Raw genomic sequence first — 26,487 nt, forward strand, 5'->3', positions numbered from 1 at the left:
TTAGGTATCCTTGGATTGGGTAATGAAGCTTTTAGCTTTTTCTCAAATTTCTTTTCAAATATTGTAACAGCTTTTACAGCTAATGGTAATGTGTGGGAAGTAGTAAAAATGATACCTGATTTTGCGTTTATGCTTGTAAGCTTTGTTCCTGCAGTAAAAGTCGTATCTCAAGCTTATAATCTTGTAATGTTAGCATAGAACTTGTATTGAGACAAAATAAATATTTTTAAGGGGGAAATTGTATATGTTAGTAGAATATGTAAATGGGTCAATATCATGGTATGGTGCCATTAATAGAGGATTAGGTATCCTTGGATTGGGTAATGAAGCTTTTAGCTTTTTCTCAAATTTCTTTTCAAATATTGTAACAGCTTTTACAGCTAATGGTAATGTGTGGGAAGTAGTAAAAATGATACCTGATTTTGCGTTTATGCTTGTAAGCTTTGTTCCTGCAGTAAAAGTTGTATCTCAAGCTTATAATCTTGTAATGTTAGCATAGAACTGTAATGTTAGGATAGAATTAAATTGTTTCAATCTCCTATTTTAAATAAAAACAAATGGAGGGTTTATAATTTTGCAGACATTGAAAAAACTGTTAAGGATAGTATTGATTGTATTTTTTGGAATTATAGCTATTATAAATTCTTTTATGACCAAGGTATATTTTTCGGTTATTGTTGGAAATTATGATTTTATAAAAAAGATGAATATACAGGATAGTACAAAAGATAATCTTATTGCCTCTTGGAAACCTATATGTGGTTTTATTGGATTGCTAATTATTTTAACTGGGATAACCATAGTAATTCAATTGATTAGAAAAAAAAGAAATTCATTTTTATTGATTTCTTTATATGGAGTATTAGACTTACTATTAATTTTCCTAAGAAAATTAGAATTTTCTAAGGGAAATATAATTCCTGATATTATTTTAATAGTCATTGGAATAGTTTTTTATTTAGTATATAAGGAGTGGAAAGACGATGAAAAACAAGAATAAAGCTATTATGATAATATTATCGCTTTTAATGCCAGGTTTAGGAAATCTTTATATTGGAGATAAAAAGAAGGGGTCAATCTTACTGGCTGTATCTTTGATAACTACAGCGGTTTCAGATAAATATAAAATTATAACAGGTTTGTTTATTATTTACTATATATATGCAATATTAACTTGCTTATCAACTTACAATAATCAATTAGAATCGTAAGATTTAAAATTTCGATTTGACTTGTGATGTAAAGGTGTTTATAAAATGAATGGGACTGTTTCGCTAAGTGAAAATTAGTACGCAGTCCCTTTTTTATGTAAAAAAACAAATTCTAATTCTAAGATCTAAAGAGAATGGATTTTGTGGTAAGATATATTTATACAAGAAAATAATATTTTGCAGAAAGATTATACTTTAAATCGAAAATTTTTCAATTAGAGGGATAATGATATACATGTAAAAACAAGTAGTTTTCATATCTTCAAATGTAAATAAAACTCCATCTTTAGGTAGCTGATCAATAGAATTTTTTACATCCATTACATTATGAAGTATAACAGCATTAGATAAACGCTCATTATATTTTATAATTTTATTTTGTTCTTAAGAATCATGCTTGCAAACAAATCCCTCACTACTATATAAAAGCCATTACTTTTGTATAAAATTGTTTTAGAATAAAAATTTTGATATTATTAAGTGTAAAATGAGGTGAATTTATGAAGATAGAAGAATTATTAAAATTATTAACAACTGAAGAAGGCAGAAAAAAATATGACGAGATAATTGCAGTTGAAAGTGAAAAAGAATTAAAAAGAACTAAAGAATTAATAGAAAAGGAAAGGGAAAGAAAAAATGATGAATGCAAAAAATGATTTCCCTACATATACAATTTTAGCTGGCTCTAATGGTGCGGGTAAAAGTACATATAGAGCCTTTATGCATATAACAGATACGACTATAGATCCAGATTTAATAGCAAGAGTTAATAAAATAAATGAATTTGAAGCTGGGAGATTAGCTGTAAATGAAATAAGAAATTGCTTTAAGAATAAAGAAAGCTTTGTGCAAGAAACTACATTGTCTAGTAGTATGAATTCAAATATTGATTTGGCTAAATTGCAAGGATATAAAATAAATCTTATATATGTAGCAATAGATAATCCTGAAAGGGCAATATCTAATATAAAAATTAGAGTAAAAAAAGGTCTCCATGATATACCAGAAGAAACAGTAAAGAGAAGATTTCCTAAAACGTATAAAAATCTTATATCTGTATCAGAGAGAGTGGATAATGTAATTGTAGTAGATAATTCCAATAACTTATATAATAATATTTTACATATTAAAGATAGACAAGTTATATATAGAAATGAAAATACTCCAAGATGGCTTAATACTACAATTGATAAGGTTATAGAAAATGCAACTAAGCCTAAAGGAAAAGAAATTCTTAAAGTTAATAAAAAAGAATTAGGAATGTTAGAAGCTTTAAAAGCAGAAAATTCTAAAATTAAATTTAAGACAAATCCATATGAAGCTGATAAAGCGACAACATCTATAATTGCACAAAATAGTACTATTAAGTTATTTAATAATTTTTTGAATAAATACAGGGGTATGGAGCGCTAGTTTTAATTTTTAATTATATAGGAGGCAAGTAAATGGCATTAGAATGTGAAATAACAAAATCTTTTCAAAACGAAATTAAAAAATTAATTAAAGTATATGAAGAAACTGGAATTGTTACTAGAAATGATGTAAAAACAATGGAAAGTTATTCTAGTTCAAAAAGATTACATAAGGCCTTATTGGAATGTGATTACAATGAATCAATCTTAATAGAAGTATTTTCATCAAAGCACTTAGATTACTCAAATATAATATTTAATTCACAAAAGTATTCAGTTGAAGAAGCAAAAGAATACATGTTTAAATATATATTTAAGTAAATATATATTTATAAATAGATATACGGTATTTTTCTATATCATAATATAAATATCGGGTACAGCCGACATACGTGTAAAAACCGGCCTTATTATGGATGTTTGTTCCAATACATGGCCGGTTTGTTATTTAATCGTTATTAAAATACTAGTGTCTATTGCATAGTCCCAAAATCTTTTTATATGCCTTGTGATATATAAACTAAGAGCTTCTACATCTTTTCTTGAAAATTCAATTCCACTATAAGAAAACTCTCTAAGTATATATGGCATGTCTACTACATTTTATAGAATTAAAACATTAGCTATTAAATCAGCTTATAATTCTTTTGAACATTCAACATATGTGTCAAAATGATTCATAGCGTTTGTAAAATGTTCTTTTATTTTATCACCGTGTATATCTTTTATATTATCATTATCAATTCTAGCATTAAGCTCCTTAGCAGCACCACCTAATTCCTCAATTGATTTTCTTAAATAATCTAATGTTTCATATGCAGCTGAATCTTTTTCACAATCTTTCAGACATTTTTTTAAATCTTTGTTTGCTTCAGTACTTACATTAATTGCAGTTTCAAAATTTTCTACCACTTCTTCTTTATTATTGCTCTCCAGTCCTGCTTTAATTTGACGTGCAAGAAACTCCTGTTTTAAATGATATATTTCCATTACATCTCGTACCGTGAATGTTTCATCATCTAATGTTAATTCATCTGTCCCCATAGTTACTTTTTCTTTATTGCAACCTATACAAACAAACATTGTAAGTATTAATAATACAATAATCTTTATAAATTTTTTCATACCCATTTAAACCCCTTACATTATTTTGTCAATATTATTATAATATATTTTGAACCTTATAACAATATTGACCATTAATGTATGAAATTTCTTATATTTAATGTAGTACTACTATTAAATAACTACCTTTTAATTCCTATTGAATCTTTTTTATCTATATGTGCAATAGGAGTTATGTTATCACTCTAATACATAGCAACCACCATTCGTAAACCACGTATATAATAAGTATATATAAAGCTGTAAAAACTATTTTCAATGATTTCACAAACCATTGAAAATACTATAAAGCAGCCTGGAAAAGTATAGTTTTGAGGTTGTAAAATTGTATAATCTAAGCAATTGCCCCCAATTATGTAATTGATTTTCATACGTATGTAGACTATACCTGAATTAGGCAAACATATTCAATAAGGTTCTAGAACGTGTAGCATTAATTAATTAAAAAGTTACTAAAGTTAACAATAAAGTAAGTTTACATAATTTAAATTATGTGCATTATGGATTATGTAAACTTAAGCTAAACACTCTAAAATACCAAATAAAACTATGTTATAATATCATTATACTTATGAAATTTTATTTATATAAATGTTATATTAAAGTATAAATATTTATTATATGGAGGGATACTAGTGGATATAAATTCTTTAGATATTAACGACTTAGTTAAATTTATAAATTTAGAGTTAAATAAAAATAAAAACTTAAGCTTAAATAAACTAGCTGATAAATGTGGTATAAAGAGGTCAACTTTGAAAAGTAGATTGCATAGAGAAAATTATATGTATAACGCTGCAGATAGATCATATAAGAAAACAATAAAAAAGCAATTAAATGATAAAAAAACTAAAACTTCAGAACCTAAAAATACTAAAGTTAATATTATCCCTAAAGAAAAAAATATATCTTCAAATAGTACTCTTGATATAAGCCCTTTTACAGCAGAAGATTTAAAAGAATTGTTAAAAATGAAAAAGGATTTAAAGAATATTATAGAAAACTATAATATTAGTATAAATGATAATAAGAGTAATAACTTAGAAATAGATATTTCTAAATTTAGTAAGGAAGTTAGCAGTAGACTTGTAAAAGTTTATTCTAATGTAAATTCTCAGTGGATTGAATTTTGCAAAAAACATAATCAATATAAAATGCAAGACTTATATAGTTTGGCCTTAATAGAGTTTATAGAAAAGTATAACTAAATTTATACTTTTCTACTTATACAAAAATAAAACAAGCTAACCAATTAGCTTGTTTTATTTTTAAAAGTTTTTATCTTTCTAAGCACTTATTATAAAGAAAATCGCATATATTATCTGCATTTAATGTATTGTAAAATTCTATCATTAACTTATTAAACTCTAATTTATCTTTAGCCTTGATATTTAATACACCTTGACCATATGATAATAAAATTCCGTTAGCCATTAATCTTCCTGTCCTTTTATTTCCATCATAAAAAAACTGATTTAATGCTACAAATAAAAATACTTCAAATGCAAGTTCTGTTTTACTTTCACATCTCTCAATTATTTGTGGAAGTTCATTGTTATATATATCTTCTAGATTTTCAGCTTTAGGTGGCATATACTCAGTTCCATTTATTCTAACTTGAGAATCCCTAAATTGACCACTTACTAATGCTTCATTTATAGCTACTTTATAATTTATATTATTAAGAACTTCTTTGTTTATTTCAAATTCATTCTTTTGAACTAACTCAAATAAGTATAGCCAACTATTTCTTAAATCAAATATCTGTTGCTCATCTGAAACTCTATGTCCACCAACAGTTATACCATCTAATAATGTTTGCACTTCTGGGAATGTATAAGGGTTATTTTCTAAATTTCCCATGTTAAATACTACATCTGGTAGTAATTTTTTCACTAAAAATATAAGCTTTTTTATCTCTAGTGGAGGTATTCTATCTTTATATTTGTTATCTCTCACGAATAACATTTATTTTTCACCACCTATCTTTATATATTAATCTGGCATATCATTATAACAACTATCTATTCCAATTTCTAAGTTGTCATTTATCATTACTTCTTCTTTGTTTTCTTTAATGTTATTATTATTATTTAATAAGCTTTTTATTATATCTTCTATATTTTCATTTTTATTTTTCATAGAAAGTATCATTCTCTCTAATGCAGCTGATTTACTACTTAACTTATTTTGTTTTTGATAATTTTCTATAGCTTCTATTATATCTTCTTCTAAGCTGAAGCTAACCGTTTTTTTCATAGTATTTTCACCTACTATTTAAATTTTTTAGTTCCCACTAAGTACAAGCCTTTAGCTGTTGCCATTTGGGGTTCTTCTACAATCTTAAAATTTTTATCAAAATTCATATTTAAAGCAGTACCACCTGCTATATATACGTCCATTTCATCGAGGTTTATCCAATTGTCTTCTACATCTTGTGCAACTCTTTCAGATAATACTCTATATGCATTTTGTTTTAAATCTTCATAATCTGTAGAAGTATCTATTTCATTTAAATCTTTTATTATATTTTCATTTTCAAGTACATTTTGAACATATTCTAAAGCACTTCTATTGCCTTGTTCTATTGTTTTTGATCTCTTATCATTAAATTTAAGGTTTTTATCAAAGTAACTTAATTCAGTTGTTCTAAATCCTACACTAACCATACCTATAGGATTATTATTATTAGGATTATTTCTAGCCTCCCATAACAGAGCTGCATCCCCTTCCCTAAAAATAGATATATCAGCTATTGTTATGTTTTTGTATCCACCTTTTATCTTGTCTTTTATTTTTACTTCTTTATCTTTATATTTTGAAATAACTTCTTCTAATGTAGTTTTCTTAAATAGCTTATAAGGTACACCTAACATAATTTTAACATTATCTGCTACTGCTATTTCATTTAATGCTGCATACATTAATTTTTCAACTGTTGCAGTTGTTTTACTATCTCTACTATTTCTTGTAGGCGTATAGCCTTCTTTCTCAGCTAGCATACCTGCAAAGTACTCTTCATTGTCTACTTCAACATATATTGGATTTTCATAATTACTAAAGTCTAAAGCTCTTCCTAATCCAATAACGCTTTTAAATAAGCATTCTTTCTTCATACTATTAAATTCAGAATATGCTTTGACATATCCCCTACCTAAATCCATTCCTATTATTTGTATATCATCTTTCATCTTCTCCACCTCACACCTATTGAATTTATAATAGCATTCTATTGACTTATTATATTGTACACTTTCGCCAATATATTTTCAATAGTTTTCTAATATATTTCTAATATATAGCTTTATTTTTAAATTTATTCAATATTAAACCAATGTATTTCTAATATGTTTCTATTGGTTGAAATTATATTTTTAAATTCAATAGATTCTCAATACTTTTCTATTATTATAATCATAAATAGTTAAGTAATATATGTTTACAGATTTTAATCCCTATAATATGCCATTATTTAAAGTTTACATTAATTGTCAATTTCCGTAAACTTGAATTTACTGGGAAATAATTCAAGTTATTTTTCTTCTTTCGTTTCTTCTTTTAAAAACTTATATCTATCATTTAATAAACTTTGAAGTTCTTCTAAATCTTCTAGTGTAGATTTTTTTCTTATGAAACTACGTGCTCTACTTCTATCCTTCAAATAATTAGAATACTCTTTGTTCTTTTCTTGCCATTTTTTATTGGCTTCTGTTTGTGCATTTACCATTTCTACTTCCTCCTTTTTTTATCTAAGAAATATATTATTACTAGTATTAGTGTTGTAATTACTTTTAAATAAATATTTTTACTTATAACAAGAAAAAATAAAGTAAATACTGCAAATGCAAGAATGAAATCAAACTTATTACTTTTCGTTTTTTTCAAAAGATGTTAGAATACCTTTAAGAGTGTAGAGAGAAAGACTAGGTCTAAGCCCTAATCCTCATCAAAATATCTTGCAACTGTAATTGTTGTGGTGACAATTACAATTGTAAGGTATTTCAATTATTATTTTTATTATTTCCAACATCCTTCTCTCACCGTTACAGAAAACTTATAAAAAGTTATAAAAATAAACTTTTAAGTTTCATTCCTTATTCAACATGTTCGCTTTCAAATAAAATTCTACTAACGTGGTCTTAACACTTCCAAGGCTTAAATTCCCGATTAACGTATCGGTACATATTAGCAATATCATACTATTGATTAATTGCTAATTGACCATATTTCATAAGATTAATACTAGCATTTTTATCTCTATCAATTACAAGCCCACATTCAGGACAAATATAAGTCCTATCTGAAAGTTTTAAATCTTTCTTAATTGCACTACAGCGACTACAAGTTTTACTTGAAGGATAAAACCTATCTGCGATTATGAATTTTATATTATTCCATAAGCATTTATATTCTATTTGTCTATAAAATTCATAGAAACTCTGCTCTTGAATTGATTTTGCTAGATGCTTATTTTTAATCATGCCTTTTACATTCAAATTCTCCAAAACAATAAACATTGGTTTTCTGTTTACTATTTCAGATGTTGTTTGATGTAAGTAATTATGACGTATACCATTAAGCCTCAAGTTTATTTTTCTTAATTTATTTTCTAACTTTTTCATGTTGCAACTTTTCTTGTAACTGCTCCCTTCTCTATTCATTTCATATTTTTTTGAAATTCTACGTTGCAACCTGCATAATCTCTTTTTTATTTTTTTAACTTTTTTATTTTTATTAATATTTTTATAAGGTTTATCTATATCAGAACATATTGCTAAGTCTTTTACTCCTAAATCCACACCTATGCCTTCATTACTTGGAAATTCATCATTTTCACTACATTCAACACCTACAGAAATCCACCAGTTAACACCATCAAAGCTAATTCTAGGATTAACATATTTAATATCTTCACCATAAGGTATTCTTATATGCTCTGCTAACCTAATCCAATTAAATTTTTGTCTATTTTTTTTTCTGCTCACAGTAAGTTTTTCTAATTTTACATGTGTATCAGTAAATTGTATTTTATCAGTATCTTGATAAAACTTAGGTGATGATTTTTTTCTGCTTTTAAATCGTGGAAATTGACTATATCCTTTGAAAAATTTATTATAAGCATCACATGCATCTTTAATAGCTTGTTTAGTGATGTTATTAGAATATTGATTTAACCACTTAAATTCTTCAATTTTTTTTAATTGTGTAAATTCCTTCCTCAAATTTTTATCTTTAATAAATTTACCTCCATTTTTATAATTATATTTTTGTTTTTCAAGTGTCCAATTATAAGCAAACCTTGACACCCCTGCACATTGAAACAAATTACTTCTTTGCTTGTTATTTGGGATAAGCATAACTTTAATACCTTTAATCATCTTCTTCAATTAACTCCTTCACCATTTTTCTAGCTTTATTTGCTCTTTCACCCTGCACTCCACAACCAAATACAGTTATTATTTGAACTAAATCTTCAATAAGTTCTTGTTGCTGTGTTTTTTCAGTAGAATCAATTATTTCTATTTCACAATTATTAAGGTATGCAATATATTCAACCAATTCAAAACCAAATCTTAATAATCGGTCTTTATATAAAACAACTACCTTTTTAACTTCATTATTTATTATTTTTTGTATTAATTTTTTCAATCCTTTTTTCTTATAATTAATCCCACTACCTATATCAGTTATTATTTCAAATGGTTCTCCTTGTGCTAAAAGATAAGTTTGCATATTTTCTACTTGTTGTTTTAAATCATCTTTTTGCTTATTTGAAGATACCCTACAATAACCTACAACTTTTCTATTTTTATCATCATTTAAATTTAAAACTTGTTTTAATTGTTCATTTGAATAATATCTGTATCCATTTGAGCCAGTATGATGAGGCTTTAATTTTCCACTCTTATCCCAATTTCTTAATGTTTGAGTTGTTCTTCCAATTAATTTAGCAAATTCATGTATAGTATAATATTTCAAATGCATCACCTCTAACAATATTATACCATATAACATTATAAAAATAAGCCAAATTTTATAACTTTTTATAATTTTTTATAACTTATTTCTGATTTTTGTTAACCTACCTATACTTGAAATATTTAGAAAATACTTTTGTATATTATCCATTTAATGTAAACAAGTTATATTTGTGATAACCTATGAATTATAATATGTTTACATTAATTGTTAATTTCCGTAAACATAAAATGGAGGCTATTATGACTAGAAGGTTTATTATTTATATATTATGATATTTACAATATATTTACTTTAATAAAACGTGACTTTAGTCGTGGGAGGTTCAGGTTAATTAAAGATATTAATAAAGAAAATCTTTAAATCTTATAATACATTCTTTCTAGTTTATAGCCTTTTATTGTAAACTAATTATAATTATGGTAATATATGGATTATAAAGTGTTTACATTAATTGTTAATTTCCGTAAACATAAAATGGAGGATGTTATGGCTAGGGGGAGAAAAAGAGAAAAAGATTCTAAAAGAGAAGTAATTTCAATTCGAATTACTGAAGAACAAAAAGAAGTTCTAAATAGGAATATCTGGATTAAAAAAGATATAGATAAGTTAGTACGTGATTATATTAATGTTTTTTTACAATAAAAACGACAAAGAATAAGAAGTGTTACTTCAACACTTCTTATTCTTTGTCGTTTAATATAAACATCATAGAGTTATAATGGTATTAAAATTTACAAATTTCATGATATCATCAATTATATTTTTTGTAAACATTTACTAAATCGAGGTTTTTTTTAAATCTCTATCCCCTTTGATTTTAAGTATTCTACAGCATCTGATTTATATATTATCCATCTACTGCTATCTTTATTTCCTTTAAGCCTTCCAGCTTTAATTTCTTGAATTATATATTGTTTGCTATATCCATCTGGTTTTTCTTTAGTTTTAGTTAAATCTATGAATTCGGTCACAGTATAATATTCATTCTGAGAATAACTCATACTATTTAATATTATTTTACCTATCTCAGTCTTATAGAAGCTTATAGGGATAGTTATTTGTTCATTTTCAATAAGACCATAAGGGTTAAATAATTTTCCTAAAATATCATCTAATATACTATAACAAGAATCATTTGATTGTTCTTGTGTCTGATTATATAACATTATTAATTTTTCTTTTACAGAATCATTATCTATATTTTTAAGTTCTTCATTAAATTTTTCAAAATTTATCATTATAATAATCACCTCATTTTTAATTTAGTTATATTCTATCATTTTATTTAAAAAAGTAAACAAATCTATTTCATTATTTTAGTTATACAAAAGTATAATATTTCTATAATATTGTACTTAGCTTGAAATTAAGCCATTCTAAGAATAAATTAATTATATTTTAATAAAAATTATTTAAGAAACTATTTAAAAATTTAAATAAAACTATTGACATTTTTAAATAAATATGGTATTATATAACTATAGGGAGGTGATATTTATGAAAAAAAATAAGAAAAAAAATAAGGGTAAAAAAACAAACATTCAACTAATTGAATTAATAACAGGTCTGACCAATCTGCTAATAGCTTTAGTAAATCTAATAATGTTATTATTAAAAATAAAATAATAATTAGATTTATAGTGGAAGGGGTGCAACCCTTCCTTACCCTTAAAATTTTTCTTATTTAGTAGTATTATATCATAAAGGGGTGATAAAAGTGAAAAAAAATATCATAACTTTCTTAAATATTGCAACTTTAACTATAAATTTAACTATAACTATAATTTTACTTAGCCTATAATGCCCTTATTGCTAATAAATGGTTCTGATATAGTTCTAGGTGCTCTAAGCGAGAAATGCTGTCTGAGGTGATTTAATGAACTTTTAGAAAGATGCATTATACAATCGTAAAATTTGTATATAACGAGTAATGTAAAATGAGAGTTTGAGATAATATTTTCAACAGTGGAATGGAAAAAAGACTATGTAGCATTAGTGTATCTAATACAACTCACCAACTGGAGCAATGGAAGTGGTCAATGAAATGTAATGGAATTGACAAGGTGTCCATTGTGGAAGGCGGTAGCAACTATCTAAAGATAAGTTAGGCAACTTTTGTCTTTCTTATCTTTTTTGTTGTCTATGTGTTTACAAAAAACTCTTTTAGAGGTAAAATTAAAACAAGTTTTAACAATTTTTTAGGAAAATATTAGTAAGACTATTGTATATAAATGTAAAATTGCATAGCAAAAAAGAGCTGACTTTTTAGTTTGGCGACTAACAGCTCTTTTAACCTTAAATACTTCATAAGAAGAATTTTTATATCTTTTTTTAAGTATATTCATATTTTAATACAAATATACTTGATTGTAAAGAGTTTAAATAAAAAATCCTCCTTATGATTGTATTTGCTATAAGTTTATTTTGCAATGCAATTGAATTAAGGAGGATTTTTTGTCATGGAGAATACTATAGAAAATAAAACAACATTAGAAAAATTTGCTTATCTTATGGATAAAGATAATTACATTATAGAAAACAAGATATTTATAGATATGATGTGGAATATCGCCAAAACCACTTCGAGTAAAGCTAAGAGCAGTACAATTAGAAATGCATCAATAATGATTCAACAAATATTCTATTGGCATTTTAATGCTGTTAAAAAAGGTTTAACTACAACTTATCAGTATAAAGGTAAAAATACTATAAAAATGGATTTTGAGGATTGGTGGAATAGTTGTAGGCTAACAGACAGAGAAGTTACTACTGCAAATAAATTCCTAAAAGAAAGCAATTTAGTAGAAATAGTTAAAATGAGAATTAAACAAAAAGATACAGATGTATTCAAGCCTAGTAATTGTTATATATTAAATGTATCTAAAATTGAAGAATACTTAAATAAGATAGTTGAAATAAATAAAGAATTATACTTTGAAAAAGTAACTGAAATTAGAAAAAAGAATAATGATAGTTCTAAAAAAAGCAGGGGGAAAGTCAAATTATCAACAGAAAATGACGTTACAACGCAAAGCGAGGTAACCAGTAATTTAAACACCGTAGATAATGTTTATAATGAGTTATCAACATTATCCACAGAAACCACATGTGGAAAACCTGTGGATAATATTCCCGTTACAACGCAAAGCGAGGTAACTGTAGTTACAACGCAAAGCGGGGTAACTAATAAAGTTACAACGCAAAGCGAGGTAACTAATAAATCTAATACTTCTTCTAATACTTCATATACAGATAGAAGTAGAGCTGTCCGTTCCAACTCTATTACTAAACTGGAGTTATTGAATGTAATAGAACGTAGAATTACTAATGTCGCATATAATACTTGGTTTATATCTGGTATTGATAAAATAGAAATAACTAAAGATATAATGACTTTAGTTGCTACAAGTGAATTTGTTAAACAAATATTAGAAACAAAGTTTTTAGAAATCATAAAAGATTGTGTTAAGGATATAAGTTCTAAAAAATATAAGGTGGTGATACGATGATGATGGAAATATAATTAACATAAGAGAATTTTCAGATGATGTTTTATTTGACTTTATTAATCAACAAACCAATAGTAATAAAGCTTTAAATAGATATGATAACTAACTCAGAGGTTGAAAAAGTGGTTGTTCTATATAAAGATAGGTTAATAAGATTTGGCTATGAACTTATAGAAAATCTATGTGAGAAATATGGAACAGTTATTGAGATTATAGATAATACTAAAAAAACAGAAGAACAAGAGTTAGTAGAAGATTTAATTCAAATTGTTACAGTTTTTAGTTGCAAACTTCAAGGTAAAAGAGCAAATAAAGCTAAGAAAATGATTAAGGAGTTGGTTGAAGATGATACTGGCGAAGAAGATTAGAATTAAGCCAACAAAAGAACAAGAGCAACAACTTTGGAAATCTGTTGGTACTGCAAGGTTTATTTATAATTGGACTTTAAATAGACAAGAAGAAAACTATAAAAATGGTGGTAAATTTATTTCTAATAATGATTTAAGAAAAGAAATCACACAACTTAAAAAGTGTGAACTACCTTGGCTTAAAGAAATATCTAATAATGTAGCAAAACAGGCTGTTAAAGATGGCTGTGATGCCTACAGGAGATTTTTCAAAAGTTTATCAGATAAGCCAAGATTTAAAAGTCGCAAAAAGGCTAGACCTTCATTTTATAATGATACATCAAAGCTAAAAGTTAAATCTAAAATGGTTCTTATTGAAAAAGTAGGTTGGATTAAAACATCAGAACAAGTGCCTATAAATGTTAAATATACTAATCCAAGAGTAAGTTTTGATGGGAAGTATTGGTACTTATCTGTAGGTATTGAAAAAGAAAATCCAATAGTAGAGTTGACAAATGAAAGCATAGGTATAGATGTAGGTGTTAAAGACCTTGCTATATGTTCCAATGGAATGATATTTAAAAATATTAATAAAACAAGATTAGTTAAAAAATTAGAAAAAAGATTACGTAGGTTACAACGTAAAATATCAAGAAAATATGAATTAAATAGAGAAGGGAGGAAGTTCGTCAAAACAAGTAACATTATAAAACTTGAAAAGCATATTAGGTTAATTCATAGAAGATTATCTAATATTAGGAACAATCATTTACACCAAGCAACTACTAAGATAGTGAAAACCAAGCCATTTAGAGTAGTTATGGAAACACTTAATATTAAAGGAATGATGAAAAATCGCCATTTATCAAAATCTATAGCACAGCAAGGATTATATGAGTTTAAAAGACAACTTCAATATAAATGTGAATTTTATGGAATTGAATTTGTTGAAGCTGATAAATGGTATCCATCATCAAAAATATGCAGTGAGTGTGGACATAAAAAGACAAAATTATCATTATCAGAAAGAACTTATATCTGTGAAGAATGTGGAGCAGTAATTGATAGGGATTTTAATGCTTCAATCAATTTAAGCAGATATTCAGCATAACTACCTAAACAGTTATGTTTGAGGTGTAGGATTCGTTGTATCCTAAGTTAAGCCCTTGGAGTACTATACAAACCAAAATAGCTTAGGCAAAATGGAGTACATTGAACAGGGAATTAAACAAGCTTTATAGAGTTTTATAAGGTTTTGGCAACGGTTAGATGCTATGCAATTCATTATGACTGCATTAAATGATAAAAGAGCGGATAATATAACAGATCTAATAAACTTGTATGAAGAACATTTAGATTCTAAGAAAAAAGAAAATTTATTGAGAGAAATACGTGATGAAAATCAAAAGATGAATCGTCAATTAAGTGGAATAAACAGAGAAGCAAGAAGAATTAGAAGAAAAATTTAAAAGTTAATAAATTTAGATATAAATGTTTTAGAAAAAAGAACGATAATTCGCGTTCTTTTTTATTTTGAAAAATGTGTTGACATAAAAAGGTTTTTTATGTTAATATTGCTATGAATATAAAGGTTATTTCGAAAAAGGAGATTTGTCCCCGTTTTCAAAAAAATTTGCATAATTATATTCAAATTTAATAGTTGTTATATAAACATCTAAGTAATTACTTAGGTGTTTTTTTAATATAAAGTAATATGGGAGGTATCTATGGTAAATAAGTTGAGAGATTTAAGATTAAGCATGAATTTATCACAGATTGATGCAGCTGCTAAAATAGGTTCTAACGATATATTCATTTCAAAGGCTGAAATGGGTAAAACGGAGATTAAACTCAAGGAAGCGGTGAGGTTAGCGTATATATATGGTGTTACACTAGATGATATATATATTGCAACTAAATCTCAAAGTGAATTGTGTAGATAAAAAGAACATCTAAAACTTTAGATGTTCTTTTTATCTATTTTTTTAATTTAATTTGACTAATTATATTATCTAATTCTTCTATTTTATCTGGAATTGAGTTTTGGATTGAGTTTAATTCTTCTTTTTTAGTTTCAAGAAAACGAATTATATTCTCACTAAAATCATCTAACTCTTTTGATTCCGAACATTTATATAATTTAGTTATATTGGTAGTAGTATTATTAAATACAAGAAAATCAATAGAGCAGTTAAAAAATTTAGCTATTTTAGTAATGGTGAATATATCAGGATCACGAGTGCCTTTTTCGTAGTTAGATAGTGCTTGACGAGATATACCCAGTGAATGTGCCAATTCACTTTGTGTTAAGTTGTTTTTATTTCTTAAAGCTTTTAAATTTTGAGATATGTTGTTAAACATAAAAAAGTTCCTCCTATTTCTTTAAATACATCTATTAGAATAAATAACTATACGAATATAAAATACAAAAATAAACATATTGATACATAAATATGTTTCAAATGTAAACGAATATTGACATAATAATTACTTTTATGTTAAAATGTGTTTAAATTTGTAAGATATATGATAAATTATAAATTATGTAATATATTTTACAGGTAAAAAATAAGAATACCTAAATATTCAGGTATTCTTTCAAAGTAATTATTACTTTTCCTTGTATTAGTATTGAATTTTTTTTCAAATCATATTCTTTAATTTTGTAAGATGGATCATTACTTTGAGGAATAAGTAGTATAGAATTGTTTTTATATTTGATTTTTTTTACTGTTGCTTCAGAGTTATTAATGAGTACGACGGCAATATCACAATCATCTACAACAGAAGTATGTTCGACTATCAAGGTTTCGCTATCATTGAATAGATTATTCATACTATTTCCTTTAACTTTTAAAGCGTAATAGTCCTTTGAATGGCATAAAGGTTTTTTAAATTCAATAGGTATGTAATCTTCAATGTTGCTTTGAGCAAGTATAGGAGTTCCAGCTGCGATAGTACCTATCAATGGAATAGAATAAATTTTGTTTTCTAAAGTACATGCGTGAGGTAGGTTATCATCCGGCAAGGCACTTTCTAAAAGCTTTATTAAATTATCAATTTCATTAATTTTTTTAGGAATTTCTACTTCTAACTTTTTAAATGAATTAATGTAATATTGTTTAGTATTTTTTAATTTATTAATAAATTCTTTTGTAAATTTGTCATGAGAAAATTTATCTATATTAAATTCATCAAGAAATGAAATTTTATTTGCAGTAATGGTTTTATCTTTATCTAGAATGACATCAGAGAATACTAAAGAATCTATGGAGCAATCAAAAAAATTACTTATTTTCATTAGAATATATAAATCGGGTTCGTTTACTCCGTTCTCGTAATATGAAATAGTGGAGCGAGCAATGCCTAACTCTTTTGCTAAATCACTTTGACTTAAATTATTAATTTTTCGTAGGGACTTTAAATTATTACTAAAATTATTTTTCATTTAGTTCACCTCACTTTTAATTATTATAAAAATAATTAGTTATATTAACTAGTATAACTATGTTGTTTACAAATATAAATTATAGAGTAAGAAAAAAAGAAATACACATTATGTGATTACTTACTACAATGTTTTAATTAATGAATAATGTAAATTTAGGTCAAATATTTGACATAAATATAAAAGTTGTGATATTATATGATTAATGAAAAGTCGCCAAACATCAATTATATGTGGGATTGTTGTCCCTAAATTAAAAGAATTAATAAAGTATAATTAAAAATAAAAACGCTTAATTTAAAATTAAGTATTTTTATATATAAATTTTGAAATAATTAAAATTATATTAAATAAAAGTTCTATGGGATATGAAAATGTCCCCAAATTAAAAAAAATTTGTATAACTATACCCATTTTTAAAAATAGTTTTCAATATAAAAGCGAAAGCTTTTTTTTTTCTGTAAATTTAAATATATAGTTAAGGGAGAGAATTTTGTGTTAGATAAAAAAAGGGTTAAAGAATTCTACGGTTTAGGTTATAATGCATCTGAAATTGCTAATTTTCTTGCTGTTAAAAGGGAAACAGTAAAGAAATGCATTCAAAGAAATTTTAGAAATGACATAAGTTTATTTGAACAACACATAAAAAATAGGGAAGAAATAAAATTAAAAAGAGAAGTGTGGAAAGTTAGGGAGTGTAAGAGAGCTATAGATTCTACCAATAACAAATACATAGGGAATGCTCAGTTAATCAATTGGAATAGACAGAGCTATAAGACTAACAAAAGTGGACGACTTGTATTTGATACGAGCCGGGGTGCAATACCTGGAGATTTGCCCAAAAGTTATAGGCAAGTCTGTTATTAAGAATTTATAAGTATAAGTTTTGGAAGTAACTAAAATATAGTTAGTTCTTTTTTTTATCTGTAAAAAGAAAGGAGGGGTAATTTTTGAAGGATTTTTCTAAAAAAACTTAAAATTTTATAAAGGAGGAACAGTTTATGTTTAAAAACAAAGAAGAGTATTTAACAAAGCAACAGCAAATGAAGCGAAGTTTCCTAAAGGGAATAGCTATAGGAACTATTGCTGTTATTTGTGTTGCAGGAACATATCAATTTATTGTTATACCTAAAGCAGTATCGTCTAAAACACAAATAGCTACAACTGCTAAAAAAGAAAACCAAGTTCAAGCATGGGTATTATCAAAAGATGTAAAACAAGGTGATGGCATAACAAAGGATATGCTAAAGAAGGTTACTGTAGATAAGGCTATTTCACCATCTGATGCAATATTAGATGATAAAATAGAAAATAAAGTTTTTAAGATGAATCTAAAATCAAATAGCATATTAACGGATTCAATGCTATTACTAAGTGAGGATAAGTTAACTACAGATTTAAGAAAGCAAGATTATTCTCATATAACTCTAAATGTTAATTTAGAGCCAAATATGTATGTTGATATACGTTTTAAGAAAAAAGATGGAACAGATTTTATCGTTGCTTCTAAAAAGAAAGTAATTGATAGAAGAGATGAGATTTTAATTATCAATATAACAGAAAAAGAAAGACAATACATTAATAATGCTACTGTTTTAGCAGCGTTAACGGAAGCCACAATGTATACAACCATTTATGTTGATGGTGAGAATCAACCTGCTGCTAAAGTTACTTATGAAATAAATGAAGAAGTAAAAAGCATGATAGATAATGATCCAAACATAGTTAAAGCTTCAGAGATTCAGATTAAAGATAGAAATGAATCTTTAAAGGCAAATAGTCATTCAGAAGAAAATAAAGATAAAAAAGTAGAAGAAAAAAAAGATGATTCTAAAAAAGAAAAAGATGGTGATAAAAAACCTGTATTTGTAGAGTAGGGGTGATTTTTATGACTAAAAGGATTTTATTTTTAGGTGCAGATGGTGTAGGTAAAACACATTTAATGCTTTCAATTGGAAAAATATTAAGTGGGCTTAATAATGAAGTTCTACTATTAGATAGTAGTAAAAGAATTTATAATTATTTTACTTATAATTCAGATGTTGAAAATGAGATTGCAGCAACTAAAGATGGGACCGTTAGAGAAGATATGTATATTGCTTCAGATATTAATTTAATTGAAGAAAATAAATATGATTATATCTTAATAGAAGATAATGTAGGAAAAAATTTAAATTTACAAGAATTTTTCAAAGTGTTTGTTGTTCAAAATTTTGATAAGGATGCATTAATGGAAAATAAGAAAATTATACAAAAGTATAACAATGGCGTAAATGATTTTAATAATGTTCATTTCATATTTAATCAGATGCTAGATACTACATCAGGTAAAGATTTTCTTCTTCAAGAATTATTAAGTGTTTTAAAAAATAAAACACAAATTATGAATAATGAAGATATAGAGATTGAATTCAATGAATCTGATCTTGTAACAGCTTCAATTAATAAATGGAATGGTAATGTAAGATTTAAGAAATATTCGCCTGAATTTAAACAAGCACTTTATCAGATAACTAACATTATTAATGAGTTTGACAACAAACAATTTAAAAAGATAATTGAAAGGAGATTTTAAAATGCAAGTAGCGTTTTGGTCTAATTATCATGGACAACCAGGAACTACAAGTAGTGCTATAGCAACAGCATTATCACTAACTACAAATTTTAATTTAAAAGTTTTGTTATGTAGTATGCAATATAATAAAAATAATATGGATAGTGCATTTTTAAATGGTCAAGAGTTAAGTGAATTAGAAAGTGGTGTTGATGCTATAGAGCGTGTGGCTAGGGCTAAGGATTTAAATGAAGAAAACTTTAAATTCTATACTACTACACTAATAAAAGATAGGTTAGATTTTCTAACTAGTAGTTCAAAAGTTAGCTATGATTTGTTTAGTAAGATTAATGAATCAGTTAAGGATATATTCTATACAGCAAATAAATTATATGATTTTGTAATTGTAGATGTAAATGCAGGTATGGAAAACGAAGTAACTCAAAAAGTATTAAAGGAAAGCGATATCGTTATAGTGAACCTGTCACAAAATGAAAAAGTGATAGGTGATTTTTTTTATAAAGATAAAAAGCAATTAGAAAAAAGTATAAGTGAAAATAGGATGTTAATAAACATAGGTAATTACGATAGTAAAATAAAATGTTCTAGAAAATATATAAATAAGTTTTATAAAAATAAAATTGATATATTCTATACTCCGTATAATAGTAGTTTTAAAGATTCTATAAATAATCATAAAGTGATTGATTATTTTAAAATCAACGTAAATAAAGAAAATGAAAATGAATTTTTCTTTGAAGAAGTTGAGAAAATGGCAAATAAATTAATGACTATAAATGATAAAAAAGCAGAAATTTTAAAAGAGCCTGTAAAGAAAGTAACTTTTGCTCAAAGGTTTAAAAGCATATTAGATATTTAAATCTTGAAAAGGTGGTGATTTAGTGTTTTCTAGAAGAAAGATATCAGAGAGAGAATTACTTGATTTAAATAACTTAAAAGAAATAGTTAAAGCTCTTATAAATGCAACATTAGAAAATGAAATAGAAGACGTAGGTATATCAGCAGAAGAACTTGAAAAAAGAGATGAAAGAAAAGCATTATTAGAAGAATATTTAAGACTTTGTGGTACTGGAAGTCCAGGGGTTAAAGAATACTTAAAGAACTATATAGAAGATTTATTATCAAGAGATTGTGAAATAGATGAAGATAGAATAAATTATATTATTCCATTTGATAATCATGATAAATTAAGTATTCAAGACAAATTCGAAATTCTTATACTAAAGTATAAAAAGAAATATAAAGATGATGCTTTTAAGATGCTTATAAAAAAGTATAAATTTGATAAGCTTCGTGATTCTGAAGAACAAAAGAAATTTTTTATATCAAAAGAAGATGTAAATAAGATTTTTGAAGAAGAATGTCCGAAGCTTGATTATGAAGATAAACTAGAAATTTTGGCACAAAGAATTTATCAAGAAAACTATGGTTTAGGTGTAATTGATGATATCAGAGATTTAAATATAAGTGGTTTAAGTTGTGGTGTTTCAGGTATTCCTGAAAGTTATTTACCAGGACTAAAACGTACTGGTATGACGCAAGAGCAAATAGATAGTATTCCTAAATCATATGATAGTGTTTGGCTTTATTTCGAGGGAAAAGAAATTCATTTATCTTTCATGACTTTTGGAAGTTATGAAGAACTGGAAAGAGTATGCAAACTTGCATATAAGTACAATGATCCAGGGCAACTTTCAGAAGCAGAACCTTATAAATTTAATACAACGGCTGACCATTATAGAGTAGTTGTTTTTAGACCTCCATTTTCAGAAACTTGGATTTTAATCTATAGAAAATTCAACGTAAATGGCGATTTGAAAAAAATGATAGTTGGTGATAATGCAAAAGAAATATTAGCATTAAATGACTTCATTCTTAAAGGTGAGCAAAATGTATTTATTTTAGGTGGACAAGGTGCAGGTAAAACAACTTATTTAAAAGGACTTCAAAATCTACTAGGTATGTTTTACACAAGTAGGGGGTCTGAGTTATTCTTTGAAATGCATAGTAGAATGTTAAATCCTAATAGAAATACTTTATTTTTACAAGATGTTAAAGATGTTCCTAGAGAAGAAGCACTTGATTCATTAAAGAAAACGAATGGTCATGTAGTAATAATAGGGGAGGCAGCCGAAGCTAAGGATTTAGGATATGTTTCTCAAGTTTCTCCAACATCTAAACTTGTTATGGGAACCCATCACGCAAAATCAATGCAAGATTTTATTAGAGCAGAGAGAAACGCATTATTAAACATTGGTCTTTTTAATGATGCAAGGTTAGCTGAAGAAGAAGCAATTTCTATGACACACTTTACTATAAGTTTACGTTCACCACTTGAAGGTGGCCAAGGGATACTTTCCATAGATGAGTGTATTCCAATTGAAGAAGAAGATTATAACATGGACTTTGAGAATATAGATAAGTTAGATGAAAAAGTTAATGCGTTCATGAAGACTACTGTTCAGTTTTTTGAAAAAATGACTAATAGAAAAAGATATAGGGTAAATACAATACTTAAATATGATATAGATATTGGGAGATTTTACTTTCCAAATAAAATTTCTGAAAAGAGAAGAAAAGCTATGGAAGAAAGTATGTTAAAAGAAGATAGAAAGTCATTTAGAAAGTTTTGTGATGAAGTTCTAGGAAGAGACAGGTGTATGCTTGATGAATAAGTTGATATTAGTAATATTAGTCTGGACTTTCATAGGATTTTTAGCCTTTGGAAGAAATACTAAAACTTCTATCAAAGTTAAAAAGAATAGTAGTTCAATTTACAAAAAATTACCTAAAGTTTACGAGAAACTAACTAAAATACCTTTAGTTGGAACTTCACTTATTAATATAAAAAGAAGATTATATATTAATCAATATGATAGTGAGAGAGTTTTAAGAGCAAAATCTGTTTTGTATTATGGTATATCATGGTGCATATCATTAGTATTATTTGCCTTTTTATTTTTCATATATAGAAAAGATTTATATATAGTTTGTGTACTAGCATTAGTATGTATATATTTACGTGTAATTGTAGTAGATATTTTAGTTGGTGATGATACAAAGCTTTTAAAGGAAATGGTTGATTTCATTAAAGATTTAAAACATCAATTTAATTTAAAAGGATCAACTGAAACAGCACTATATGAAGCAAGTAAGCTTGCAGGTGAAGTAATGCAAGTTCATGCTAAAAATATGTGTGAAGCAATTAAAAGTAAAAGAGCATTAAATACTTACTGTAGACAAGCTCCAAATAAATATATAAAACTTTTAACTGTATATATATACTTAACAGCGGAGATGGGTGACGCAAGTATTGATGGCAGATCAGCGTTCATTACTAATATGAACTATCTAATGAAGCAAATTAAAATGGAAGTGGATAAAAGAGATAAATTAAAATATTGGCTTAAAGGTATAAATATTTTAACTATATTACCACTTGCATTTACTGATTATATAAAGAATTGGTCATTACCTAAATTTCCACAAGCTACATTCTTTTACAATAGCTCATTAGATATAATGGCAAAAGTAATATTACTAATAATTTCAATGATTTGCTTTATTACCATAAGAGAAATTGAAAGAAATTCAGATCAACAAGCAAAAATTAATCTGAAGAAAAACAATTGGGAAGCCAATCTATTAAAAATTAAGCCTATCAGAAAAGTTGTAAGTTTCATAACACCTAAAAAAGATACAAAAGAGTATATAAAAATGAAAAATCTTATAATAGATTCAGGAAGTCAATTAAAGATTGATTGGATTTATTTACGAAAGTTAGTTATAGCTCTAGTTGCTTTTATTGTAGTTATTTTTTCAATAATAGGTCTTAAAAGCTTAAATGTAAAAAATGTTATGAATAATACATCACATATGTTTGTTACATCAGAAGATTATATAACTGTAGGAAAAGAACAATTAGAATTAACACAAATTGATAGACAGATTTTAGAAGAAAACTTAGATAGAAATTATACTAAAGAAGATTTAGTTCAAAGTGCTAAATCTAAAGGTATAACGGATGAAAAAGAGTTAAATAAGTTGGTAACTAGAGTAGATAATAAGTTAAGGTATATAGAAAATGAACATTTTAAAATATATGATTTACTTTTGACTATACTTTTGTCAATATTAGCAACGTATATTCCAAATGTAAAATTGTATTTTGAAAAGAAACTAAGAAAAATAGATATGGATAGTGAAGTATTTGAGTTTTATATTATAATACTTCTTTTAATGTATCATAAGAGAGCGTCTATTGAGATGATATTGGATTGGATGGAAAAATTCTCTTATACATTTAAAGATCCAATTAGAGTTTGTAGAAATAACTTAGGAAAGGGAGTTTTTAAAGCTTTAAATGGTTTAAAAGAAACTTGTAAATATAAGCCGTTCCAAAGGCTTGTAGATAACTTAATTATTTCAGAGAAAATAAGAATAAAAGATGCTTTTGAATCTCTTGAATCAGAACGTAGTTTCTTTGAAACAGAGCAAAAGGAACTGAATGAAAGAATTGTTGCTGAAAAGAGAGAATTAGGAGATTTATTAGGTGTTGTTCCAGCGTTGGCATTAATAACAATTTACTTATTAATACCACTTGGATGGGCGTCTCGACTTCAATTCAATAGCATTTATGAAAACTTGGAGTAAAAAGAAGTTAACAAATAGTTAGCTTCTTTTTATTATACAAAAATATAAAAGGAGTATAAGGAGGGATATAAAATTTATGAAATTAACAATTATAACATTTTAAGTGGGAGGATACTATATGAATTCTATAAAAAACCAGTAATACTTGTTACTGGAAGCGTAGTATTATTAACTCTTGTTTTAAAACTTCATCAAAAAACAAAAATAAAAAAATAGGTATACAAATTAGGAGGAAAAAAGATGGGAACTATAAAGAAAGTAATTTTATTCATAATCGGTTTAATTTTCACAATGGCATTTATTGCAGAAGGCTCTGGTTACTTCAATAAATCAATGGCGTTATCTAAAACTACTAAAGGCTCATATGATTCATCGGTGGATAGAATATCAAGTTCAAAATACGGAGAATTTGATGGAACTATAGTGTCAGGTGCAGATGCTATTAGTGCAATAAGATTATATGCAGATGAAAATTTCACTGTATCTGTACAAACTAATAGAAATACAACAGTATATAATAAAGCACAATATAGTGTAAGTGATATAAGTGCTAGTAACTATATTGAACCGACAGCTAAATTTAGTGCTAAATTAGAAACAAATGATAATGGTAGTGTTAATGGAATAACATTAACTCAAAAGAAATAGAAGTATATAGAATTGAAATAGAAGTATCTAGAATTACCCCCTTGTAAAATCAAGGGGGTTAAAAACTCTGTTTAGAAAGGGGTGTAATCTTGTGCCTAATATACTATCTAAACTTGCAAGTCTTATAATGGCTGTATTACTTATAGTAATAATGATGTACGATAGAACTAATTATGTTGAAAGATATGTATCAAATCAAGTTAATGTAAGTGTTAATAGGTTTCAAAAAGAAGCTAGAAGAAAAGGTTATGTTGATAAAGAGCTTTATGATAATCTTTTGAAAGAACTTAATAATACAGGAAGACTTTACGACGTAAAGATACTCCATAGAGATATTAAATATTATCCAGTGGCTAATGTAGATGAAAATGGCTATAAAGTAGAAATGTTTAGACATAATGAAAAAGAAATTTTAGATAGAATTTATAACAAAAATAAAATATATCTTATGAGATATGGTGATGACTTTCAAATCACGGTAAATGAAAAAGGCGAATCCGCAAACAATATTTTGTGGTCAGTTTTATCAGGTGATAAAGCAGACTATAGTATATTTGCTTCATTTGGGGGGGCTGTGGAAAATGAAATTAACTGATTATTTAATATTTGCAGTTATTATAATATCCTCCATAGCGTTACCTGTTAAGATAAGGCAAGACAAAATGCTAAAAGCTGAAGAATTAAAGATAATCTACAATGAAGTAGTTGATAATTCAGTAAAAGATGCAGCTAGTATGCTTTTAGAAGCAGATGATAATGATTCATTAGAAACATTATCTGAAGGTAGGAAAATTAATTTTAAACAATCAAATTTAAATTTAGATAAATCATTATGGCGATTTTATCAAACACTGTATTTAAATTTGAATATAGAAGATAATTTCGCAGGACAAGAAGCTATAAAGAGTAAGATACCAATAAAACTTGCGGTAGGTTATGACGGCTATTATATTAATTCATGGCAAGAAATTAAAGTAGGTAAAGAGATTAAGGAAGTATGGCACCCTAAAAGTTCATTCATGTATTTTGATAAGAAAAATAATTTAAACATAAACCTTACATTAGATGATACAGTTTATTTATTAGATAATCAAGGAAATAAAGAAGAATTTGAAGCTGAAGACTTAATTGGAAAATACGATAATATTTTATTTTCAAAGGATATAGATAATTTTAATAAAATAAGAAAGCAAATTATTATTGAAAAGATACAAAAGGACTTAGAACTTTATAGTAGTGTAAATAATAAAATTGCAGTTACAAATGGTTTAGAATATACATTTCAATTACCAACAATTGATGAAAGAGCAATAAATGATATAACTTTTATTGCATTTTTTCAGGGCAACATGCTAAATGGAATAGATATGTATAATACTTATGGACTAGGCGTAGCAAGGATAGTCAGACAAAAGTATATATATGGATGTACAGATGGAAATGGAAAAAAATATTATCATAATAATACATGCACAAAAAATTATAATTTTGATTTAATATTTGATAATGAACGAGATGCAGCGAGTAATGGATACTACCCTCATGAGTGTATTTTCCAAAATAAATAATAATAATTT

At 26.1% G+C, this 26,487-nt stretch carries 33 protein-coding genes and 1 pseudogene; 24 read left to right on the forward strand and 10 right to left on the reverse strand.

The genetic code is table 11. The features are described 5' to 3' along the window. From KQI36_RS15800 to KQI36_RS15830, 7 genes are all read left to right on the forward strand, one after another. A partial coding sequence (locus KQI36_RS15800) for a hypothetical protein (RefSeq protein ID WP_216451739.1) occupies positions 1-198 on the forward strand: 198 nt, incomplete at its 5' end. Between the two features lie 46 nt (positions 199-244). Further along, positions 245-499, forward strand: a complete 255-nt coding sequence (locus KQI36_RS15805; protein WP_216451740.1) for a hypothetical protein — start codon at positions 245-247, stop codon at positions 497-499. 75 nt (positions 500-574) lie between these two features. Beyond that, positions 575-1,000 carry a hypothetical protein gene (locus KQI36_RS15810; RefSeq protein ID WP_216451741.1) on the forward strand — a complete coding sequence of 142 codons (426 nt, stop codon included), beginning with the start codon at positions 575-577 and terminating at the stop codon, positions 998-1,000. Next, the gene (locus KQI36_RS15815; protein ID WP_216451742.1) at positions 984-1,211 is read left to right on the forward strand and encodes a hypothetical protein; all 228 of its coding nucleotides are present in this window, start codon (positions 984-986) and stop codon (positions 1,209-1,211) included. Before KQI36_RS15810 ends, KQI36_RS15815 begins: the two co-directional genes overlap by 17 nt. 500 nt (positions 1,212-1,711) lie before the next feature. Continuing rightward, positions 1,712-1,867, forward strand: coding sequence for a hypothetical protein (locus KQI36_RS15820; RefSeq protein WP_216451743.1), 156 nt, complete (start codon positions 1,712-1,714; stop codon positions 1,865-1,867). Continuing rightward, positions 1,848-2,624 (forward strand): ATPase, encoded by a 777-nt coding sequence (locus KQI36_RS15825; RefSeq protein WP_216451744.1) that lies wholly within the window; start codon positions 1,848-1,850, stop codon positions 2,622-2,624. The genes KQI36_RS15820 and KQI36_RS15825 overlap by 20 nt, the downstream gene beginning before the upstream one ends. Positions 2,625-2,656: 32 nt before the next feature. Next, the gene (locus tag KQI36_RS15830; protein WP_216451745.1) at positions 2,657-2,944 is read left to right on the forward strand and encodes a hypothetical protein; all 288 of its coding nucleotides are present in this window, start codon (positions 2,657-2,659) and stop codon (positions 2,942-2,944) included. 315 nt (positions 2,945-3,259) lie between these two features. Here the strand turns inward: KQI36_RS15830 and KQI36_RS15835 are convergent, their stop codons facing one another. Then, positions 3,260-3,748, reverse strand: coding sequence for a hypothetical protein (locus KQI36_RS15835; RefSeq protein ID WP_216451746.1), 489 nt, complete (start codon positions 3,746-3,748; stop codon positions 3,260-3,262). Between the two features lie 635 nt (positions 3,749-4,383). Between KQI36_RS15835 and KQI36_RS15840 the strand changes: the two genes are divergently transcribed. Then, positions 4,384-4,956, forward strand: a complete 573-nt coding sequence (locus tag KQI36_RS15840; protein ID WP_216451747.1) for a hypothetical protein — start codon at positions 4,384-4,386, stop codon at positions 4,954-4,956. A gap of 70 nt (positions 4,957-5,026) precedes the next feature. Here KQI36_RS15840 and KQI36_RS15845 read toward each other — a convergent pair whose 3' ends face one another. From KQI36_RS15845 to KQI36_RS15870, 6 genes are all read right to left on the reverse strand, one after another. Next, positions 5,027-5,716: a Fic family protein gene (locus tag KQI36_RS15845; RefSeq protein ID WP_216451748.1), complete on the reverse strand. Its 690-nt coding sequence runs from the start codon at positions 5,714-5,716 to the stop codon at positions 5,027-5,029. 27 nt (positions 5,717-5,743) lie between these two features. After that, positions 5,744-6,007 carry a hypothetical protein gene (locus KQI36_RS15850; RefSeq protein WP_216451749.1) on the reverse strand — a complete coding sequence of 88 codons (264 nt, stop codon included), beginning with the start codon at positions 6,005-6,007 and terminating at the stop codon, positions 5,744-5,746. A gap of 14 nt (positions 6,008-6,021) precedes the next feature. After that, complete coding sequence (locus tag KQI36_RS15855) at positions 6,022-6,939, reverse strand: ParM/StbA family protein (RefSeq protein ID WP_216451750.1); 918 nt, start codon at positions 6,937-6,939, stop codon at positions 6,022-6,024. 341 nt (positions 6,940-7,280) lie between these two features. Then, positions 7,281-7,475, reverse strand: coding sequence for a hypothetical protein (locus KQI36_RS15860; protein ID WP_216451751.1), 195 nt, complete (start codon positions 7,473-7,475; stop codon positions 7,281-7,283). A 472-nt stretch (positions 7,476-7,947) separates the two neighbouring features. Next, positions 7,948-9,126: an RNA-guided endonuclease InsQ/TnpB family protein gene (locus tag KQI36_RS15865; protein ID WP_216451792.1), complete on the reverse strand. Its 1,179-nt coding sequence runs from the start codon at positions 9,124-9,126 to the stop codon at positions 7,948-7,950. After that, a complete protein-coding gene (locus tag KQI36_RS15870; RefSeq protein ID WP_216451752.1) occupies positions 9,119-9,727 on the reverse strand; it encodes an IS607 family transposase in 609 nt (202 codons plus the stop codon). Before KQI36_RS15870 ends, KQI36_RS15865 begins: the two co-directional genes overlap by 8 nt. Before the next feature lie 489 nt (positions 9,728-10,216). Here KQI36_RS15870 and KQI36_RS15875 point away from each other — a divergent pair, with 489 nt between their 5' ends. Continuing rightward, positions 10,217-10,372: a hypothetical protein gene (locus tag KQI36_RS15875; RefSeq protein ID WP_216451753.1), complete on the forward strand. Its 156-nt coding sequence runs from the start codon at positions 10,217-10,219 to the stop codon at positions 10,370-10,372. A 152-nt stretch (positions 10,373-10,524) separates the two neighbouring features. Here the strand turns inward: KQI36_RS15875 and KQI36_RS15880 are convergent, their stop codons facing one another. Next, positions 10,525-10,968, reverse strand: coding sequence for a hypothetical protein (locus tag KQI36_RS15880; protein WP_216451754.1), 444 nt, complete (start codon positions 10,966-10,968; stop codon positions 10,525-10,527). A 259-nt stretch (positions 10,969-11,227) separates the two neighbouring features. On the opposite strand from KQI36_RS15880, the gene KQI36_RS17885 reads away from it, so the two are divergent. The 6 genes and pseudogenes from KQI36_RS17885 (at position 11,228) to KQI36_RS15905 (ending at position 15,529) form a co-directional block, all read left to right on the forward strand. Further along, positions 11,228-11,356 carry a hypothetical protein gene (locus KQI36_RS17885; RefSeq protein ID WP_280527042.1) on the forward strand — a complete coding sequence of 43 codons (129 nt, stop codon included), beginning with the start codon at positions 11,228-11,230 and terminating at the stop codon, positions 11,354-11,356. Positions 11,357-12,189: 833 nt separating this feature from the next. Further along, complete coding sequence (locus KQI36_RS15885) at positions 12,190-13,239, forward strand: hypothetical protein (RefSeq protein WP_216451755.1); 1,050 nt, start codon at positions 12,190-12,192, stop codon at positions 13,237-13,239. A gap of 89 nt (positions 13,240-13,328) precedes the next feature. Continuing rightward, positions 13,329-13,607 (forward strand): annotated as a pseudogene (locus tag KQI36_RS15890) (IS607 family transposase); the annotation flags it as partial. Next, positions 13,585-14,697 carry an RNA-guided endonuclease InsQ/TnpB family protein gene (locus KQI36_RS15895; protein ID WP_216451756.1) on the forward strand — a complete coding sequence of 371 codons (1,113 nt, stop codon included), beginning with the start codon at positions 13,585-13,587 and terminating at the stop codon, positions 14,695-14,697. The pseudogene KQI36_RS15890 and the gene KQI36_RS15895, both read left to right, overlap by 23 nt. A gap of 163 nt (positions 14,698-14,860) precedes the next feature. Next, positions 14,861-15,055 carry a hypothetical protein gene (locus tag KQI36_RS15900; RefSeq protein ID WP_216451757.1) on the forward strand — a complete coding sequence of 65 codons (195 nt, stop codon included), beginning with the start codon at positions 14,861-14,863 and terminating at the stop codon, positions 15,053-15,055. A 258-nt stretch (positions 15,056-15,313) separates the two neighbouring features. Beyond that, entirely contained in the window at positions 15,314-15,529 is a 216-nt protein-coding gene (locus KQI36_RS15905; RefSeq protein ID WP_216451758.1) for a helix-turn-helix transcriptional regulator, read from the forward strand. 34 nt (positions 15,530-15,563) lie between these two features. Here KQI36_RS15905 and KQI36_RS15910 read toward each other — a convergent pair whose 3' ends face one another. Continuing rightward, on the reverse strand, positions 15,564-15,947 hold the full coding sequence (locus tag KQI36_RS15910; protein WP_216451759.1) for a helix-turn-helix domain-containing protein: 384 nt from the start codon (positions 15,945-15,947) through the stop codon (positions 15,564-15,566). A 217-nt stretch (positions 15,948-16,164) separates the two neighbouring features. Beyond that, positions 16,165-17,034, reverse strand: coding sequence for an XRE family transcriptional regulator (locus tag KQI36_RS15915; protein ID WP_216451760.1), 870 nt, complete (start codon positions 17,032-17,034; stop codon positions 16,165-16,167). 495 nt (positions 17,035-17,529) lie between these two features. On the opposite strand from KQI36_RS15915, the gene KQI36_RS15920 reads away from it, so the two are divergent. The 9 genes from KQI36_RS15920 (at position 17,530) to KQI36_RS15960 (ending at position 26,478) form a co-directional block, all read left to right on the forward strand. Then, positions 17,530-17,901: a hypothetical protein gene (locus tag KQI36_RS15920; protein WP_153474278.1), complete on the forward strand. Its 372-nt coding sequence runs from the start codon at positions 17,530-17,532 to the stop codon at positions 17,899-17,901. Between the two features lie 134 nt (positions 17,902-18,035). Further along, entirely contained in the window at positions 18,036-18,911 is an 876-nt protein-coding gene (locus KQI36_RS15925; protein WP_216451761.1) for an SAF domain-containing protein, read from the forward strand. 11 nt (positions 18,912-18,922) lie between these two features. Next, entirely contained in the window at positions 18,923-19,609 is a 687-nt protein-coding gene (locus KQI36_RS15930) for an ATP-binding protein (RefSeq protein ID WP_216451762.1), read from the forward strand. A 1-nt stretch (position 19,610) separates the two neighbouring features. Next, positions 19,611-20,468, forward strand: coding sequence for an AAA family ATPase (locus KQI36_RS15935; RefSeq protein ID WP_216451763.1), 858 nt, complete (start codon positions 19,611-19,613; stop codon positions 20,466-20,468). Between the two features lie 22 nt (positions 20,469-20,490). Beyond that, complete coding sequence (locus KQI36_RS15940; protein WP_216451764.1) at positions 20,491-22,284, forward strand: hypothetical protein; 1,794 nt, start codon at positions 20,491-20,493, stop codon at positions 22,282-22,284. After that, complete coding sequence (locus KQI36_RS15945; protein WP_216451765.1) at positions 22,277-24,262, forward strand: hypothetical protein; 1,986 nt, start codon at positions 22,277-22,279, stop codon at positions 24,260-24,262. The genes KQI36_RS15940 and KQI36_RS15945 overlap by 8 nt, the downstream gene beginning before the upstream one ends. Positions 24,263-24,502: 240 nt before the next feature. Beyond that, the gene (locus KQI36_RS15950; RefSeq protein ID WP_153474152.1) at positions 24,503-24,910 is read left to right on the forward strand and encodes a hypothetical protein; all 408 of its coding nucleotides are present in this window, start codon (positions 24,503-24,505) and stop codon (positions 24,908-24,910) included. A 91-nt stretch (positions 24,911-25,001) separates the two neighbouring features. Further along, the gene (locus KQI36_RS15955) at positions 25,002-25,505 is read left to right on the forward strand and encodes a hypothetical protein (RefSeq protein WP_153474151.1); all 504 of its coding nucleotides are present in this window, start codon (positions 25,002-25,004) and stop codon (positions 25,503-25,505) included. Then, positions 25,492-26,478: a hypothetical protein gene (locus KQI36_RS15960; RefSeq protein ID WP_216451766.1), complete on the forward strand. Its 987-nt coding sequence runs from the start codon at positions 25,492-25,494 to the stop codon at positions 26,476-26,478. Before KQI36_RS15955 ends, KQI36_RS15960 begins: the two co-directional genes overlap by 14 nt. The last annotated feature ends 9 nt before the right edge of the window (positions 26,479-26,487 follow it).

This window comes from Clostridium senegalense (assembly GCF_018916625.1).
GTDB classification, from domain to species: domain Bacteria; phylum Bacillota; class Clostridia; order Clostridiales; family Clostridiaceae; genus Clostridium_J; species Clostridium_J senegalense.